The organism is Enhygromyxa salina (assembly GCF_000737335.2).
Classification (GTDB): domain Bacteria; phylum Myxococcota_A; class Polyangia; order Nannocystales; family Nannocystaceae; genus Plesiocystis; species Plesiocystis salina_C.
This window is the reverse complement of sequence record NZ_JMCC02000040.1, coordinates 49,500-65,283: the sequence shown is the minus strand read 5'-3', so window position 1 is coordinate 65,283 and position 15,784 is coordinate 49,500. Positions and strand designations below refer to the sequence as shown.

Sequence of the window (15,784 nt, the reverse complement as noted above, 5' to 3'; positions counted from 1 at the left end):
GCGAGAAGATGACACTCGGGCGCACCGCGGATGGACACACGGCGCACGGAGTCACTGCCTCAGCCCCGCTTCAGCCCTGCCCTAACCCTGCCTCAACCCTGATAGTTCGGGTCCAGCTTTTGACGGAGCACGGCTCGAATCGTGGACACATCGAATGGCTTGTCCACGCGCGGGGCGTTGACGCGCGCGATGAACTCTGCGGCGCGCTCGGTAAACGCGCCACCGGTCATGAACACGATCTTGTCGAGCATGCCGGGGTGGTGCTCCGTGATGTGCTCGTGGACGTCGCGACCGGTGACGTCGGGCATCATGACATCGCAGAAGATCAGATCGAAGGTGGCGCCGTCATCGAGGGCACGCACGCCCTCGCGGCCGCTGTCGACCACGGTGATCTCGTGCTCGGGCAGCGAGCGCACGAAGCTCCGGCCAATGTTGGGCTCGTCGTCGATGACCAGGATTCGCGCGCGCGGCAGATCTTCTTGGCGCTTGCGCCCGGGCACGGGCATGAGCGGGCTGAGCACGGCGTCGGCCGGGGCGGGGGGCAGCCTGACCGTGAAGCTGGTGCCTTCGCCGACCACGGAGTCGACCTGAATCACGCCGCCGATGTGATGAATGATGTCGCGGCAGATATACAGCCCAAGGCCGGTCCCGACCCCGACTGGCTTCATGGTCACGAAGGGCTCGAAGATCCGCTCGATCAGGTGCTTGGCGATGCCGGTGCCGGAGTCGGCGACGATGACCTCGGCGTGGCCATCTTCGCCGGTCGTGGTCGTTAGTTTGATCAAGTTGTCGTCGGCGGCGCCCTCGGGGATCGCCTGGGCGGCGTTGACGATCAGGTTGAGAAACACCTGGCCAAGCCGCGAGGCGTTCGCCAACACCAGCGGCGAACCCAGGTAGTTGCGCTCGAGCCGAGCGCGGTGGCGGATCTCGTTGATCGCCATGCGCAGCGAGGAGTCCAGCACTTGGCGCACGTCGACGGGTTGGACCTCGTCGCTCGAGCGCGAGAAGGTCTTCAGGTCGCGGGCGATGTCGCGAACCCGACGCGCACCCTCTGCGGTCTCTCGTAGGAGCTGCAGCGTATCTTGCGAGCAAAGCTGGCTGCGGGCCGCGTCGCTCTGATCGATCCCGATCGCTTTTTCGGCGCGCTTGCCAAGGATGTGCAGGTTGGCGAGCACGTAGGTGAGCGGGTTGTTGATCTCGTGGGCCACGCCGGCGGCGAGGGTGCCGATCGAGGCCATGCGATCCGAGAGCATCAGGCGCGCCTGCAGATCCTTGCGCTCGCTCATGTCGAGCATGACCCCGTCCCAGACCACCGTGCCCGACTCGTTTCGCACGGGCCGCGACTGGGCCTGAAACCAGCGGACGTCGCCCGATGGCAGGATGATGCGTCCCTCCCAGCTCCACAGGCTCAGGGTCTCGGCGGAGCGGGCCAGCGACTCACGAAGGTCTTCGCTGTCTTCCGGGTGCACGCGGTCCGTGAACGCCCGCGCGTCCGCGACCACGTCCGTTGGGTTGATCCCGAACGTCTCTTGGGCGCTGTCGGCCATGAACGTGAACTCGAATTCGCCGTCTGACTGGCGCTCGAATTGGAGGAGCACGCCTGGGATGTTTGAAGCGATCCGGCTGATCCGCTCCACGGTCGAGGCCAGCGCTTCTTTGGTGTCGCGCACCTCTGCCGTGCGGACCTCGACCAGCCTGGCGAGCTCGGCTCGCTGCTGGTCGTTCTCCGCTTGCAGCCGGTTGTTGTCGTCTTGGAGGGATTTGACCCGGGCCGCCGAGCCGACGACCTTGCGGATCTTCGAGCTGGAGACTGGCTTGGAGATGTAGTCGTAGGCACCTGAGCGCACTGCGCTGGCCGCCGTCTCGACCGTGGGCTCGCCCGTCACCAAAATTACTTTGATGTCTGGCCACCGCTCGGCGACGGCCTCCATCAGGGAGACCCCGCTGCGGCGAGGCAGGATGATGTCGGAGACGACGACGTCGAAGTGACCGCCGCCTTCGGCCTGCGCCTTCACCCAGGCCGCTTCTAGCGTTTCGAGCGCCTGATCGACGTCCTCCGCGGTCTCTACTTCGTGGCCATCGTCACGAAGGAACAAGGCAAAGGTACGACGCAAGCTGCGTTCGTCGTCTACGACGAGGATTCGGGCCATGGTGGGCGACGGGGGACGGGTGACGGGTGACTGGGACGAGGCGGCGCGCTGCGGACTGATCGATTTTCTCAGTCCTACTCTGCGGGTATAACATGACCGGCCAAGTCGCCGACACGATGGTCTTCATGGATGACGAGCCGGAACGAGGAGCGGCCGATGACGCCGAGCCAGGCCCGGCCATGGAAGCGCTGCGTGAGGAACTGGCGCGAACTCGCGCCGAGTTAAAAACGGCACACGAAGACTTGGACGTGTTCTCGCAGCTCACGTCGGGCTACTGGTGGTCTGCGCGGACTGTCGAGAGCGGACTCGAAGTGCGCGCGTGGACGACACGCAGCTTCACGCGCACCACCGGGCACGACAGCGCCTACGTCAGGGAGCTCGCGTCCGCCGCGGATGCGAAGCTGCACCTCGACGACACCGAAGCCTACGCGAGCATCGTAGAGGCGGTCATGCGTGGGACTAGCGCAGGGGGCCGCGACCAAGCCGTTCACGAATTTCGCCTGCTGGGACGCGACGGGTCGATCATGTGGGTCCGCCAGCGACTCGACGGTCGCGGCGAGGGGACCGGTCGGCGGGTCCACGCCAGCGGTGAGCTGATCACCGAACGAAAGCGGACCGAAGACGCGCTGGGCCACGTCGAGGCCCGGTTTCTCTCGCTCGTCGAGCATGCGCCCAACGTGATCGTGACGATCGATCTGGAGGGCACGATCCTGTTCGTCAATCGCCAGGTCCCCGTTGATGGGCGCGAACCCTGGGAGCTGATTGGGTCGAGCGTGTTCGAGCTCGCGGGCGGGCAGAGCGGTCCGGATCTGCAGGCCGCGATCACCGAGATCGTCGAGCGCAAGAGCGCCCATGAATTTCGGCTGCGCGGGATCATTGCGCAGGGTGCGGAGGAGCGGGACGCCCGCTGGTACGAAGTCCAGGGCGCCCCGGTCATGCGCGGGGGTAGCGTGGTCGCTATCACAATGATCCTCACCGATGTCACCGAGCGCCGCGTTGCGGAGCTCGCGCTGCGACGCTCCGAAGCTCGCTGGCGGTTCTTGTGGGAGAACGTGCCAGATCGAATCACGGAGCTCGACGCCGACGGTCGGATCGTGGTGACCAATCGAGCGGTCGGCGAGCGTCGGGCCGAGGAGCTCTACGGCACCCACGTGTTTGCGCACCTCAGCCCCGAGGCCGGGGGCGCGCTGCGTCGCGCGATGGAGAACGCGCTGCGAACCGGCGCGCCGTCGAGCTACGAGATCAGCCTGCCTGCGGGTGGGGCTGGCGAGCGCGAGCGGTGGTGGTCCAACCGCGTGGTGCCCTACGTCGACGGCGGCGCCCGAGGCTTCTTGCTGATCGGCACCGACGTCAGCGATCGCAAGTCCGCCGAGCGCGAGCGCGCCAACCTCGAGGCCCAGCTGCGTCAGCAACAAAAGCTCGAGTCGATCGGCACGCTGGCCAGCGGTGTCGCCCACGAGATCAACAACCCGATCCAGAGCATCATGAACTACGCCGACCTGGTGCGGATCCGGGCGGAGCCGGGCGGGGTGGTCGCTGACTTCGCGGGCGAGATCGTCGCCGAGACCGAGCGCGTGGCGACGATCGTCCGCAACCTGCTGGCGTTCGCGCGGCAGGAGAAAGAGCACCACAGCCCCGCGCGGATCAGTGAGGTCATCGAGTCGACGTTGACCTTGATGCGCGCCGTGTTGCGCCGCAGTCAGATCGACGTGCGCGTCGAGATCCCGCCTGACATCCCCCCGATCAAGTGTCGCAGCCAGCAGATCCAACAGGTCTTCATGAACCTGATCGGCAACGCCCGCGACGCCCTAGACGCCCGCTATCCAGAGTCCGACGACAACAAGTGCATCTTGATCCAGGCCAGCGTGCAGGAGCGAGACGGCGAGCCGTGGGTGCGGACGACCGTTGAAGATCACGGCAGCGGCATCTCGCTCGATGCGATCGATCGTGTGTTCGACCCGTTCTTTTCGACCAAGGCCCGCAATGAGGGCACCGGCCTGGGGCTGTCGGTCAGCCATGGGATCATTCGCGAGCACCGCGGCGAGCTCGAGGTCGAGAGCATGCCCGGCGAGTACACCCGGTTTCACGTCAACCTTCGCGTTGACAACGGGTGGGGCCTGGACCTCGACCTAGAGACGTAGCAGGCCCGCGCGGATCGCCTTGACCACGACCTGCGTGCGCGAGCGGGCGCCGAGCTTGTCGAGCAGCGCGTCGACGTGGAACTTGACGGTGTGGGCGGAGATCCCGAGCGCCTGACCGATCGCGCGGTTTGACAGGCCCTCGGCGAGGTGCTCGAGCACCTGCTGCTCACGCGGTGTCAGGTGATCGTTCGCCGGTGCCTGGCGCGAGGGGGACCAGGCCGCGACGATCGCGTCGGCGGGGTCTTCGTCGAGCACGCTCAGACCCAGCTGCACGGCGATGATCGCTGCGCGCAGCCGGCCGATCTCGACGTTGGTGTCGAGCAATCCGCGGACCCCCGCAGCAAGCAGCGGGAGCGGGTCGGTGGTGTCCGAGATCAGGGCGATCACGGCCGGCGGCTCGTGTCCGGCGTGGTGGGCGGGATCGAGGGGCAGCACGGGTAGCTCACCCGGGTCCGAGGGTGGAGCCGCCCAGACGATGATGCCGGCCCGGGCTGAAGGATCCTCGATCAAGCGCACGCCGGCGGCCGCGTTCAGCTTGGCGCGCAGGCTCGCAGCGATCCGCGGATCCGCGCTCACGATCGCGACTGGGATCCCAACCGGAGTTGCGACGGGGGCCGCTGGCGCCGGCCATGGCGGCTGCGCGTAGTCGGCGAGTGAGGTGACAGATGCGCCAGCGACCACCGAGAGGGACGGGGCGGCTGGGCGGCGGCCGGAGCTGGGGAGATCGAGTGGCATGGCGGTAGCTGGATCCTGTTCGTTGCTGCGCTGCTCGAAGTTCCAATTCTAGAGCGCGCGGAGCAGCGCCAAGGCCGTGACCGAGGCGACCCCCGCCTCGCGCAGCGCGTGCATGCAAGCCTGGGCGGTCGCGCCGGTCGTGGTCACGTCGTCGATGAGCAGCACTCGACGACCGCGAACCTGCTCGGGGCGGCGGACGAAGAACGCGCCTTCGACGTTGGCGGCGCGCGCGGGCGCGTCGAGCTGGGTCTGAGGTCGCGTCGCGCGGGATCGGGCGAGCACGCGCCGAGCGAGCACCGGGGCGCGCGAGCGCAGGGTTTGCCGCGCGTGTCGGACAGCCCAGCGGCTCAGCTCTTCGCTCTGATCAAAGCCGCGGACGAGCCGGCGCCGCCAGTGCAGCGGCACCGAGACGACTCGATCACAGCCATCGAGCACCCCGGGATCCGCGACCAAGAGCCGCCCGAGCGGGCCGGCGAGCGCGAGCGCGCCGCTGAATTTGAGCCGCACGACGGCTCGGCTCAGCGGGCCGTCGTAGGACCACAGGGCTCGGATGCCGTTGGCTTCGGCCACCGAGTCTGGCAGGCGGGCCTGCAGCGGGTGACAGCGAGAGCACAGCGCGAGCGCGTCGTCGTGACGAAGCAGCCGCTCACATCCGAGACAGATCGGGGGAAACACTGGAGTCCACACGCAGGGCTTGTCGGCCCCGGACGCGCGGATTTGCAGGGTTTGGCACGAATATCGGGGAGGAGATCTCCGAGGAGATCTCTACATTGAGCGGCTATTTCATGATTGTCGCGAACACGCGGCTCGCTTCAAAACCCACAGAATCGCTCTATTTGACGTCTGGTGCGGTTCTGGCGGCGATTTGGTGCGCGCAGACCCTTGCTCCAACCCCGATCTCGCGGCGTGGCGCAATGCCGTCCGCGGGTTCAGAACAAAAGGGAGGAGGTTCGATACCCATGCGTACTCCATTGAGTTTCGGTGTTGGTGAAGTCCTGTTTTCCTCCGCGTTCCAGATCACGCCCCACGATGTGGCGGCTTGGGAGCGCGCCAAAGTGCTCGGCGGCCGGGATGATCGTCCTGGCTTCCGATCTCGCCTCGAGCGGCCGTTGGTCGCCGGTAGTCCGGTTCCGCAGGATTTGGTGCTCGCGCGCGCACTCGAGGCGCTCGAGCACGCGAGCGGGCTCGACGGTTGTGTGCTCGAGCCAACCTCGGCTGGGAAGCTGCGCTCGCTCGGGCATGTGGGGGTTGGCGAGCCGCTCAACTCGGTCGCAACGGTGCGGTTTCGCAGCGATCGTCCCCAGGGGAGCTTCTTGACCCTCTCGATCGAGATCCGAGGGGGCGGGCGCAAGCTGGCGGATGTCGAGGTTTGTGTGGAGGTCTCGGCTGGCAAAGTCGCCCCGTCCACCATCAATTGGTGCAACGCGGCTTGATATGACCCCCACATAGGTCTTCGCACTTTGCCGACTGCAGCCGCTTCGCGTCTGGTCGCTTCGCTCCTCGGGGCTGGCTGTTCGCATCCGCATGTGTGGCCCCCTGGAAGGGGGCTCGGGTGGCTTCGGCGGACATCCTCGGGGGGGTGGGGGACCTCGTCGGGGGCTTGACGGTCCTCGTCGGGGGCTTTGGGGACCTCGTCGGGGGGTCAATGATGATAGGGGTGGTTGGCTAGGATTGTGCCGGCTCGGTAGAGCTGCTCGACCAATAGGACTTGGGCTAGGCGGTGGGGGAGGGTCATCTTCGAGAGGGCCATGACGCGGGCTGCGGACTGGCGATCGTTGTCGTTGAAGCCGTGGGCGTCGCCGATGAGGAAGTCGACTTGGCGGGCTCCGGTGGACTGCCAGGTGCTCAGCCAGGCGGCCAGGGTCTCGCTGGTGATCTGTTCGCCCCGCTCGTCTAGGACGACGCGGGGGCCGGTCTGCGAGGGTTGAGCTCGGCTGCGTAGGGCGGCGAGGTCGCGTAGGTGACACAGCTCGATCGGCAAGAGCGAGCGCGCGCGCTTGATGTAGTCGCTGACGAGGGACTCGAGGCCGGGCTGCTTGAGCTTGCCGACGGCTAGGATCCGAAGCCGCACCGCAACCTGCTCAGGTGTCGAACAGATCGTCGTCGGGGTTGGCGGCGGCTTCCGAGTCTGCGGTGGGGCTCACCGGGGGGTCGTCGTCGAACAGATCGTCGTCGACGAACTCGGGATCCTCTTCAGACTCGTCGTCGTCGTCGTCGTCGACGAACTCGTCTTCGAAGCCGCCGAAGGCCAGGTCACCGCGGTAGCTGGGCATCGGATCCGGCGCGGCGAGGCCGTCGAGGTCGCTGTCGTCCATGGTCTCGGCCGGGAGCCCCAGCTCGACCCGGGGGGCGTCGCTCCACATACTCTCGAGGTCGTAGTGGCGACGGACCGGGTGGTAGAACACGTGGATCAAGAAGTCGTCGTAGTCGAGCAGGGCCCACAGATACAGGTCGAGGCCGTCGCTGCCGATCAGCTTGGTCGTGCCGTCTTGGACCGTCTCGAGGATCCCGTCGACGATGCCCCGGACCTGCCGCTCGGATCGAGCGGAGATCAGCAGCGCCCAGTCGGTGTAGCCGGCGACCTCGGTCAGGCGCAGGATCACCGGCGCCTTGGCGCCCCGATCGACGGCCGCCACCAAGCCTCGTTCGAGGGCTGGCGGCAGTTCGCCGCGGCTCCATGTCCTCGGTGTCCCCTCGTCCGACATCGGTGCGCTATAGCCCGCCGGATCAGGGCCCGGCAAGTCCATCGAGCAAGCGCTCGCGCAGCAGCTCGGGCCGCTCGCGCTCGGGGACCGGCTGGGCGAGGTCTGGCGGGGCGATGACAGGGGGCTCGGCGAGGACCTGGACGCGCCCGTCAAACCGCGCTTTGCCCGTCAGCTCACGACCCGCGCTGTCATTGAAGGACCAGCTCAGCTCCACTTGCGCGGCGAGCCACAGGCCAGTAGCCCGATCCAGCACGATCGATCCCGAGTGAAGCGTGACCTTCGCGCCTCGTCGCCAGGGGACCAGGGCCTCGACCGTGCGTTCAGGGTGAGGCCGATCGCCAGCGCGCAGGCTCACACGCAGGGCCGGGCGGCCCTCGTGCTCGATCGCCTCGATCTGTCCAAGGTCGACGCTGGGGCCCGCGAGCTCGACGAGGTCGAGCACCGCGGTCTGGGCGTCGTCAGCCCACACCTGCCACAGCTCATCCTCGAGCGGTCGCTCGAGCCAGCCGCGGCCGTCGATCTGCGACCACGCGCGCTCGTCGATCACGATCAGCGCGCGCCCGAGCTCGTGCTCGTTGTGTTGGTCGAGGTGGAGCAGCGGCGGCTCACCGGGCGTTGAACCCCAGCGCAGCTCGAGCTCGTCGACGACGCTGAAGCGCTCGTAGATCGGTCGTCCTGCGGGCACGTCGGGGAGCGGCGCCGCATCGTCTAGACCGACCGGGACCGTGGAGATCGCGGCGCGGTAGCTCAGCAGGTGCGGGCCGAGCAGCTCGCGGGCCAGCGCGTGGGGCTGGGCGAGCAATCCGACGAAGCTGTTCCAGTCGGGCACCGCGGCGAAGCTGTTGAGGCGGGCGCTGGCCTCGGCGCCCGGATCACGCGCGCCGGACAGCCGCTTGGTGTCCGGCGCGTCCCGATCCCCACAGCCGTGGCTGCAGCCAAGCGCGACGACGGCGGCGAGGATTCGCAACGGCTGCGACCGGGGACGCACGTGCGGAGGATAGAGCGCTTCGCCACCGCAAGCGACTGCGCCGGTCCAGACCCTGTGAGAGAAGCATTTTCTGCTAAGGTCGCTGACCGTGCTCGGAGCCGTCCCCGCCAGCTTGCCGGTCGCCGTCGATCCGACCCTGATCGAGATCCTGATGAGCCCGTGGCTGCGCCTGGCGGCGTTCGTGTGGGGGGCGCTGTGGGGGTCGTTTGCCAATGTGGTGATCTACCGGCTGCCGCTGGGCCTGTCGGTGGCCCGGCCGCGCTCGCGCTGCCCCGGCTGCGAGACCCCGATCGCCTGGTACGACAACATCCCGATCCTGTCCTTTCTGCTGCTGCGCGGGCGCTGCCGCAAGTGTGACGAGCCGTTCTCGGCCCGGTACCTGCTCGTCGAGCTGCTCGCCGGCTTGCTCAGCTTCGCGCTGTACATGCTCTACGTGGTCACGCCCTTGCTCGAGGGCGGTGGCATCGAGGGGCTCATCGCCTGGCAGATCTGGTTCTTCTTCTGTCTGTCCCTGGTCATCGTGACCTTCACCGACCTCGATCAGTGGATCATCCCCAACGAGGTCGTGCTGGGGATGTCGGCGCTTGGGATCCCGCTGGTGCTGTGGCAGCCGGAGTTGGTCGGCGTCGAGCCGATCCCCGCGATCGCTTCGGGCGTCGGTGGGCTGGTGCTGATCGCCGGGATCCGCTGGTACTACCTAAAATTCCGCGAGATAGAGGGGATCGGTCTGGGCGACGCGAAGCTGATCTTGATGATCGGCATCTTCTGCGGGCCGCAGGCGGTCGCGTGGACGCTCGGCGCGGGCGCCGTCCAGGGGCTGTTGGTCTCGATCCCCATGCTGCTCGCCGGTCGCAACCCCGCGAACACCGAGCTTGAAGAGGTCCACGGCGACGACCCCGAGCTCGGCACGCCCGACCCCGACGCCGGGGTCATGGGGCAGCGCGTGCCGTTCGGACCGTTCTTGGCGCTGGCCGGGCTCGAGTGGGTGCTGCTGCGCCGACCGATCGAGGCGTTGTTCGCGTGGATGATGGGCGCCTGACTGTGCCAGCGCGAAGCGACTGCTGCTTCGCGGGGGGCGCGGTACCCTCCCGGCGATGGCCAAGATCGAGTTCGACAAAATAAAACAGCTGCGCGAGCAAGCCGGCGACTTCACCCAGTGGATCTGGGTCGCGGCCTCCGGGCTGATCGTGCTCGTCATGATGTTCATGTCGTTCACGACGATCGAGCCCGGTGAGGTCGCGGTCCGCGTCAACAACGTCACCGGATCGGCTTCCGCGATCACCCAGCCAGGCTGGGTGTTCCGCATGCCGCTGGGCGTCCACTCGCTGCACGTGCTCGATCTCAGCCCCCAGACCTTTCAGATGAAGGGCGAGCAGGGCGTCGACGATCTGCATGTCGAGAAGCTGACGGTCCGGGCCAGCGATGGCGCCAACTTCCACTTCGAGGACACCACGCTGATCTTCCAGATCACCGGCGACGAGGCCGTGACCGTGACCCGCGACGCGGGCCTGGAGTACATGTACCGAGCCTGGATCAAGCCCTACGCCCGCGCGATCCTGCGCGACGAGTTTGGCCGCGAGTCCACGATCACCGTGTCGGATCCGTCGAACTACGGCCGCGCCGCGGCCCGGGCCCAAGAGCGGCTCAACGAGTTCCTGCGGCCGCACGGGATCATCGTCACCCAGATGGTGACGCCGCGACCCAAGTTCAACGCCAACTACGAGCACCTGATCGAAGAGCGCAACCGGCTGCGCAACGAGCTCGAGGTCATCAAGTCCAACCTCGAGCGATCCGAGACCGATCGTCAGCGGACCCTGTCCGAGGTCGACCGCGACGAGAACAAGAAGATCCAGGAGCGCCGCGCCGTGCTCGAGTCCGACCTGGCGACGGCCGTCGCCGATCGGGAGAAGGCGATCCAGGCGGCCGACACCTACAAGATCGCCAAGATCGGTGAAGGCCAGGCCAAGCTGGTCGCGGCCCGCCGCAAAGCCGAGGAGCTCGAAGGCCAGCTCGAGGCCGACTATCGGGGCAAGAAGGCCGAGGTCGAAGCGTTTCGGACCCAGCCAGTCGAGCGCGTGATGCAGCGGCTCGGCGCCAGCCTCGAGGGCGTGACGATCCACATCGAACCCTGGGCCAACGACGCCAACCCCTCACGCGTGGTGCTCGAGCAATAAAGGAACGACGACCATGGAAAAGCTGAGCAAAGTCTGTAAATGGTTCGTCCTCGCGTTCCTCGCCGCGGTGCTGCTGCGCGGGATGCTGGTTCACAACGTCGAGCTCGGGAAGGTCGGGGTCCGGCGCAGCAACGTTGGCGGCGTGGTCGAGAAGGATCTCGCGCCCGGCTGGCGGCTCGAGATGGCGGGGTTGCACAAGGTCATCGAGCTGCCCAGCACCTATCAGTTCTTGGATTTTCTCGAGGGTGACTCGCTCGAGATCCGGACCAAGGACAACAACATCGTCACCCTCGACATCTCGGTGCCGTACCGGATCGCCCCCGGGTCCGGCTGGGAGATCGTCACCGCCGGCAACCATGTCGAGGATGGCCAGGGTAGCTTTCGCTTCCAACGCCTGACCCGCGAGACCACGGTTGGCGTGCTGCGCCAGCACCTCGCGGATCTTCAGAGCAGCGATTTTTACGACACGGATCGGCGCAACGCAGTCACGGCGCGGGCGCTCGAGGTGCTCAACGAAGAGCTCGCGCCGCTGCACGTCGAGGCCAACGCGATCTTGATGCGTGCCGTGTTCTTCCGGCCCGAGTACGAGCAGCAGCTGCTGCAGATCCAGCTGAACGCGCAGAACAAGCTGCTCGACGGGGCCCGCAAAGAGGTCGCCGACATTCAGCAGACCCTCGACAACTATCAGCAACGGACCTTCGCGTTGGCCTCGGCGCGGGCCCAGGAGTGGGTCGCCCGGCTCGCGCGGGTTGATCGGGCGTACCAGGTTGGGTTCTTGGCGGTGAAGCCCGAGGTGCGGGTGAGCGCGGTGGTGGAACCGCCGGACGCGGACGCGGACGCGGATGCAGATGCGGACGCGGCCGACGCAGACGCAGACGCGGCCGATGCAGACGCCGACGCAGACGCAGCCGATGCAGACGCAGACGCAGACGCGCCCGACGCCGACGCGGACACGCCGGACGCGGACGCCGCCGAGAACGAGGCGCTCGCGGCCCTGACCGCGGAGGAGCTGGCCGAGCTCGAGGAGCTCGCCGCCCAGAGCATCGATCTCGAGCCGGGCGCGGCGCGGCGCAAGCTCGAGGAGCTGACCGTCGCGCAAAAAACTGCGTTGCTGACAGCGGCCGCCAAGGCGCTGGGCGGCGAGCCAGACGAGTACGGCGACAATTACTTGCTGGGCATCAAGAACATCCAGGCCGAGACCTTGGCCTACGACCAACGGCTCCGCGCCGAGGCCGACGGCGTGGCCGCGCGCTTGAACGCCGAAGGTCAGGCGCTGGTCGCCGAGGTCAACGGCAACTACGAAGCGCGGGTCAACCAGCTGCTGGACTCACCGGCAGGCCGAGCGTTCGTCGCCTGGCAGGCGGCGGCGAACATCCACTTCGCCGAGGAGCTGACGTTTCAAAGCCGCGACGGGATCCCGTCGGTGCTTCGGCTCCGCGACTTCGCCCGCGCCTTCATGGGCGACTGAGCGACGCACCTGTAGCGTCCGCCGAAGCCACGCGAGCCCCCTTACAGGGGGCCACACATACGACCGCGCACAAACGGCCCCGAGGAGCGAAGCGACCAGACGCGCTAGCGGCTGCAGTCGGCGAGGTCTAAGGTCTCTGTGGGGGTCTAAGAGGATCCAAGCCCTTAGTTACCCTCGCACTGCTGCATTTGGATGCCTGTCTCGGCGTGGGTGAGGCAGCCCAGCAGCCTGGCGTAGCTATCGTCGTCGAGGTTGGGTCGGTGCTCGACCATGAACAGCTCGACGCACTCGTCGGTGAGGTCCTGCCGCTCTTGCGCGGAGATCGTGGGTGGTGCCGTGCCGAGCTCTTCGGCGGTCTCCTGCATGACGATGTCGAACATGTGGTCGCAGGCGGCTTGCTCTCGCTCGGTGCTGGCCGGCAGCGCGGTCGCGTTGCCGGGCATGGGGTAGCGCTGGTCGCAGGCTTCGAGCTCGTCGTCGGTCTGGGCTTGCAGCACGCAGGTGGCGATCTCGTTCCAGTTGGCGCTGCCGCGGGTCGCGGCTTCGATGCGAAGCTCGTGGTCGCAGTCGGCGAGCAGGCGCGGGTCGACCTTGGCCTCGGGGTGGCCGTTCTCGGCCTCGAACATGCGCGCGAGGTGCTCGCAGACCTGCATCGGCTGGACGCTGGTAGCGAACGCAGCTTCGCCGTAGTGGCTGGTGCTTGGGCGGGCGTCCGCGTTGGGCTGGTGCGAGGGCTCGCGCTTGCACGCGAGCACGAACACGGCGGACAGCATCAAGACCCAGCGTCGACACATTCGGGCAGTGTAGCTCACGCGGCGCACAGCTCGGCCGCCGCGGTGGTCGAGGCTGCCTCGACGCACTGCAGCATCGCTGCGTAGTCGCGCTGCCCGAGCTGGTCTCGCTCCTCGTTCACCAGCGTGTCGACGCAGGCGGCCAGCAGCGGGGCGAACTCCTCGAGCCTGGCGGGGTCGAGCATCGGCTCGGGTCCAAGCTCCTCGACGATGCCCAGCGCGAACACGTGCATGCACACGGCGGACTCGCGCGCATGAGCGGGGATCGGGGCCACGCTGGGCGGGGTCGCGAGCTTGCAAGCTTCGACGCCAGCGACGTCCGTTGTCGCGACCAGACACGCAGCGAGGGTCTTCCAGTCGCTGATCGGGCGAAACACTTGGGCGACCCGGTGCTGGCGTCGGCACGCTGCGTCGGCTTCGGCGCTGGCCCCCTCACCGCCGAGGTGCTTGCACACGCGGATGATGTCTTCGGTGTACGCGACTGGTTCGGACGAGGAGGGCGCGCCGAGCTCCGCGCCGATCATGCCGATGTCGGGGCCGCGCTGACCCGAGCCCGCGCGATCCGGTGGAGTCCACGGCATCGGCGCTGTGCGTGGGACCGGATCGCTGTCGTAGCCCGTGGCCGGCGGGGTCTGCTCGGAGCCGTAGCCGAGCGAGCCGGGGTCGACGCCGCTGACGACACGATGGCACCCAAGCGCCGACGTCAGGCTCGAGACCACCACTGCCCAGGCACAAGCTCGGCCGCGCTTCACGGCCGGAGTCTACGTGACGTTGGCGGTTTTCCACGCCGTGACCTCTCGCTTCTGTGGGTTTGCGCGAGATTCTTGGGTGCTGGCCCTCGGGTTTGGCAGCCCGCTTGCTCCGATCGCGGCGAGCGTGGACCATGCGGCGAGTCTCGCTGATGCCTCCGCACGCCTCGACCTCCTCTATCTGTTCGGATCCGGCCCTCCCGGGGGGTCTACCTGGGTTGGCCGGCCGGGTTTGGACCATGTGCGTGGCCCGGGCCGGCGCAGGAGAGATCTCGGAGTGTCCTGGCGCGCAGCGGCGAGAGCTGGCGCGCAGCTGGGCACAAGCTGGGTGCGAATCCCGAGAAACCACGATCCAGGGGTCCAGCGTCGCTCCTGGCTCAGTCGGGGCAGGCGCCCCCCCACAGCTGATCCGTGCCGTCAACAGCCGCTTTGCACTGGCGCCTCGCTACGCGGGAGTCCCGCTGCGGAGCCCTGCGCTTCCAATGGGCCCCAACTTCGGTACTGTGTCGGACTTGCGCGCCGGCGATCCGGCCGCGATCGCTTCGAGCGAGTCGAGCATGCGGCCCAAGCCCATCACCACGCAGGTCATGTCTGACGCTCCCCGCCCCGCCGGCCTGGCTGACCCCAGCCGCGTGCGACCCACCCTGCTGCTGAGCGCGCGCTCGCGTGAAATGTCAACGCCGTGACCTCTGCTGCCCTACTTCCCCAGTTCGAGCCGAGCGAAGACAGCGCGGAGTCGCGTGATACGCTCCGCGACCGCCAACCCCCTGTGGCACGGATCGTCTACGCCTTGACCTCGCAGGGCCGCGGCCACAGCTCGCGGGTCACAGCCATGGCTGAAGCCCTCGAAGCTCGCGGCCACGAGCTCTTGTTTTGTGCGGGCGGGGGCGCTGGTGGGCTGCTCGCCGACCAGGGTCGCAACGTGATCGAGGTGCCGGTTCTTCGCCACCTGATGCACAACAACCACATCCGGCTGTGGACCAGCCTGATGCAGGTCGGCAAGAAGGCGATCGAGACCCGCGGGGTCGTCGACGGGCTCGTCGAGCGCTTCGAAGCGTTCCGCCCCAACCTGCTGATCACCGACTTCGAGAGCTACTCGGTGCGCGCGGCCCAGCGCATGGGGCTGCCGTTGATGTGCTTCAACCATCAGCAGATGCTCACCCACACCCGCTACGAGGTCCCGCGTCGTTACGCCTGGGACGCGTGGGTTGCCCGCCTGGTCATCAACACGGTGATGCCCCAGCAGCCCGAGCACGTGCTGCTCAGCTCGTTCTTTTATCCGCCGCTTCGCTACGAGCAGGGCGCGACCATGGTCCCGCCGATCCTGCGCGCCGCAGTTCGGGAGATCGAGCCGTCGACCGGCGATCACGTGCTCGTCTATCACAACGATCCCACCGGGGTGACCGGGCTGATCGAGGCCATGCAGGCGCTCTCCGAGCACCGCTTCATCGCCTACAATTTTCAGCCGCCCCCCGATGCTGCGCGCACGATGCCCAACATCGAGTTCAAGGATCCAGAGATCGACGGCTTCCTGGTCGACCTCGCCAGCGCCAAGGCGGTGATCTCGACCGCCGGGTTCACGCTGATCTCGGAAGCCCTGTATCTGGGCAAGCCGCTGCTGGTCATGCCCAACGGCGGGATCTTCGAGCAGACCCTCAACGCGCTGTATCTCAAGCGCGAGAACCTGGGCGAAGCGATCATGCATCGCGTCCCGGGGCCCGAAGATCTGCGCGGGTTCTTGCAGCGGGCTTCGCAGCACTCGGGGCGCCGGCATGACCTGCTCAGCTGCGGAAACGACGAAGCGGTGCAGTGCATCGAGGACGTGCTCGAGCGCGTCCGCGGCCGCACCGTGAGCGTGTAGGCCGACTCAGCCCCTCACAGGC

General features: G+C 67.5%; 14 protein-coding genes. 6 read left to right on the top strand and 8 right to left on the bottom strand.

Features of this window, described 5'->3' with window-relative positions; genetic code table 11:
* Positions 1 to 92 precede the first annotated feature (92 nt).
* Positions 93 to 2,150 (bottom strand): response regulator, encoded by a 2,058-nt coding sequence (locus DB30_RS16580; protein WP_052549996.1) that lies wholly within the window; start codon positions 2,148 to 2,150, stop codon positions 93 to 95.
* A gap of 92 nt (positions 2,151 to 2,242) precedes the next feature.
* Between DB30_RS16580 and DB30_RS16575 the strand changes: the two genes are divergently transcribed.
* Positions 2,243 to 4,291 (top strand): PAS domain-containing sensor histidine kinase, encoded by a 2,049-nt coding sequence (locus tag DB30_RS16575; protein WP_052549994.1) that lies wholly within the window; start codon positions 2,243 to 2,245, stop codon positions 4,289 to 4,291.
* Here DB30_RS16575 and DB30_RS16570 read toward each other — a convergent pair.
* Complete coding sequence (locus DB30_RS16570) at positions 4,280 to 5,026, bottom strand: response regulator transcription factor (RefSeq protein ID WP_052549992.1); 747 nt, start codon at positions 5,024 to 5,026, stop codon at positions 4,280 to 4,282. The two genes, DB30_RS16575 and DB30_RS16570, sit on opposite strands and share 12 nt — an antisense overlap.
* Positions 5,027 to 5,074: 48 nt before the next feature.
* Positions 5,075 to 5,713, bottom strand: a complete 639-nt coding sequence (locus tag DB30_RS16565) for a ComF family protein (RefSeq protein ID WP_165703804.1) — start codon at positions 5,711 to 5,713, stop codon at positions 5,075 to 5,077.
* Between the two features lie 83 nt (positions 5,714 to 5,796).
* Between DB30_RS16565 and DB30_RS16560 the strand changes: the two genes are divergently transcribed.
* Positions 5,797 to 6,459, top strand: coding sequence for a hypothetical protein (locus DB30_RS16560; RefSeq protein ID WP_146659234.1), 663 nt, complete (start codon positions 5,797 to 5,799; stop codon positions 6,457 to 6,459).
* Between the two features lie 209 nt (positions 6,460 to 6,668).
* Here DB30_RS16560 and DB30_RS16555 read toward each other — a convergent pair whose 3' ends face one another.
* From DB30_RS16555 to DB30_RS16545, 3 genes are read right to left on the bottom strand one after another with little or no spacing between them, the layout of a single operon-like run.
* Complete coding sequence (locus DB30_RS16555) at positions 6,669 to 7,097, bottom strand: 23S rRNA (pseudouridine(1915)-N(3))-methyltransferase RlmH (RefSeq protein ID WP_052549983.1); 429 nt, start codon at positions 7,095 to 7,097, stop codon at positions 6,669 to 6,671.
* Between the two features lie 10 nt (positions 7,098 to 7,107).
* The gene (rsfS, locus tag DB30_RS16550; RefSeq protein WP_165703803.1) at positions 7,108 to 7,731 is read right to left on the bottom strand and encodes a ribosome silencing factor; all 624 of its coding nucleotides are present in this window, start codon (positions 7,729 to 7,731) and stop codon (positions 7,108 to 7,110) included.
* Between the two features lie 22 nt (positions 7,732 to 7,753).
* Positions 7,754 to 8,719 (bottom strand): hypothetical protein, encoded by a 966-nt coding sequence (locus DB30_RS16545; protein ID WP_052549979.1) that lies wholly within the window; start codon positions 8,717 to 8,719, stop codon positions 7,754 to 7,756.
* Between the two features lie 88 nt (positions 8,720 to 8,807).
* On the opposite strand from DB30_RS16545, the gene DB30_RS16540 reads away from it, so the two are divergent.
* From DB30_RS16540 to DB30_RS16530, 3 genes are read left to right on the top strand one after another with little or no spacing between them, the layout of a single operon-like run.
* The gene (locus DB30_RS16540; RefSeq protein WP_052549977.1) at positions 8,808 to 9,758 is read left to right on the top strand and encodes a prepilin peptidase; all 951 of its coding nucleotides are present in this window, start codon (positions 8,808 to 8,810) and stop codon (positions 9,756 to 9,758) included.
* A 55-nt stretch (positions 9,759 to 9,813) separates the two neighbouring features.
* The gene (locus DB30_RS16535) at positions 9,814 to 10,893 is read left to right on the top strand and encodes an SPFH domain-containing protein (RefSeq protein ID WP_052549975.1); all 1,080 of its coding nucleotides are present in this window, start codon (positions 9,814 to 9,816) and stop codon (positions 10,891 to 10,893) included.
* Positions 10,894 to 10,906: 13 nt separating this feature from the next.
* Complete coding sequence (locus DB30_RS16530; RefSeq protein ID WP_146659226.1) at positions 10,907 to 12,361, top strand: SPFH domain-containing protein; 1,455 nt, start codon at positions 10,907 to 10,909, stop codon at positions 12,359 to 12,361.
* Positions 12,362 to 12,525: 164 nt separating this feature from the next.
* Here DB30_RS16530 and DB30_RS16525 read toward each other — a convergent pair whose 3' ends face one another.
* A complete protein-coding gene (locus tag DB30_RS16525; protein WP_146659224.1) occupies positions 12,526 to 13,155 on the bottom strand; it encodes a hypothetical protein in 630 nt (209 codons plus the stop codon).
* 14 nt (positions 13,156 to 13,169) lie between these two features.
* Positions 13,170 to 13,904 carry a hypothetical protein gene (locus tag DB30_RS16520; protein ID WP_146659222.1) on the bottom strand — a complete coding sequence of 245 codons (735 nt, stop codon included), beginning with the start codon at positions 13,902 to 13,904 and terminating at the stop codon, positions 13,170 to 13,172.
* Positions 13,905 to 14,583: 679 nt separating this feature from the next.
* Here DB30_RS16520 and DB30_RS16515 point away from each other — a divergent pair.
* Entirely contained in the window at positions 14,584 to 15,762 is a 1,179-nt protein-coding gene (locus DB30_RS16515) for a glycosyltransferase family protein (protein WP_146659220.1), read from the top strand.
* Positions 15,763 to 15,784 lie beyond the last annotated feature (22 nt).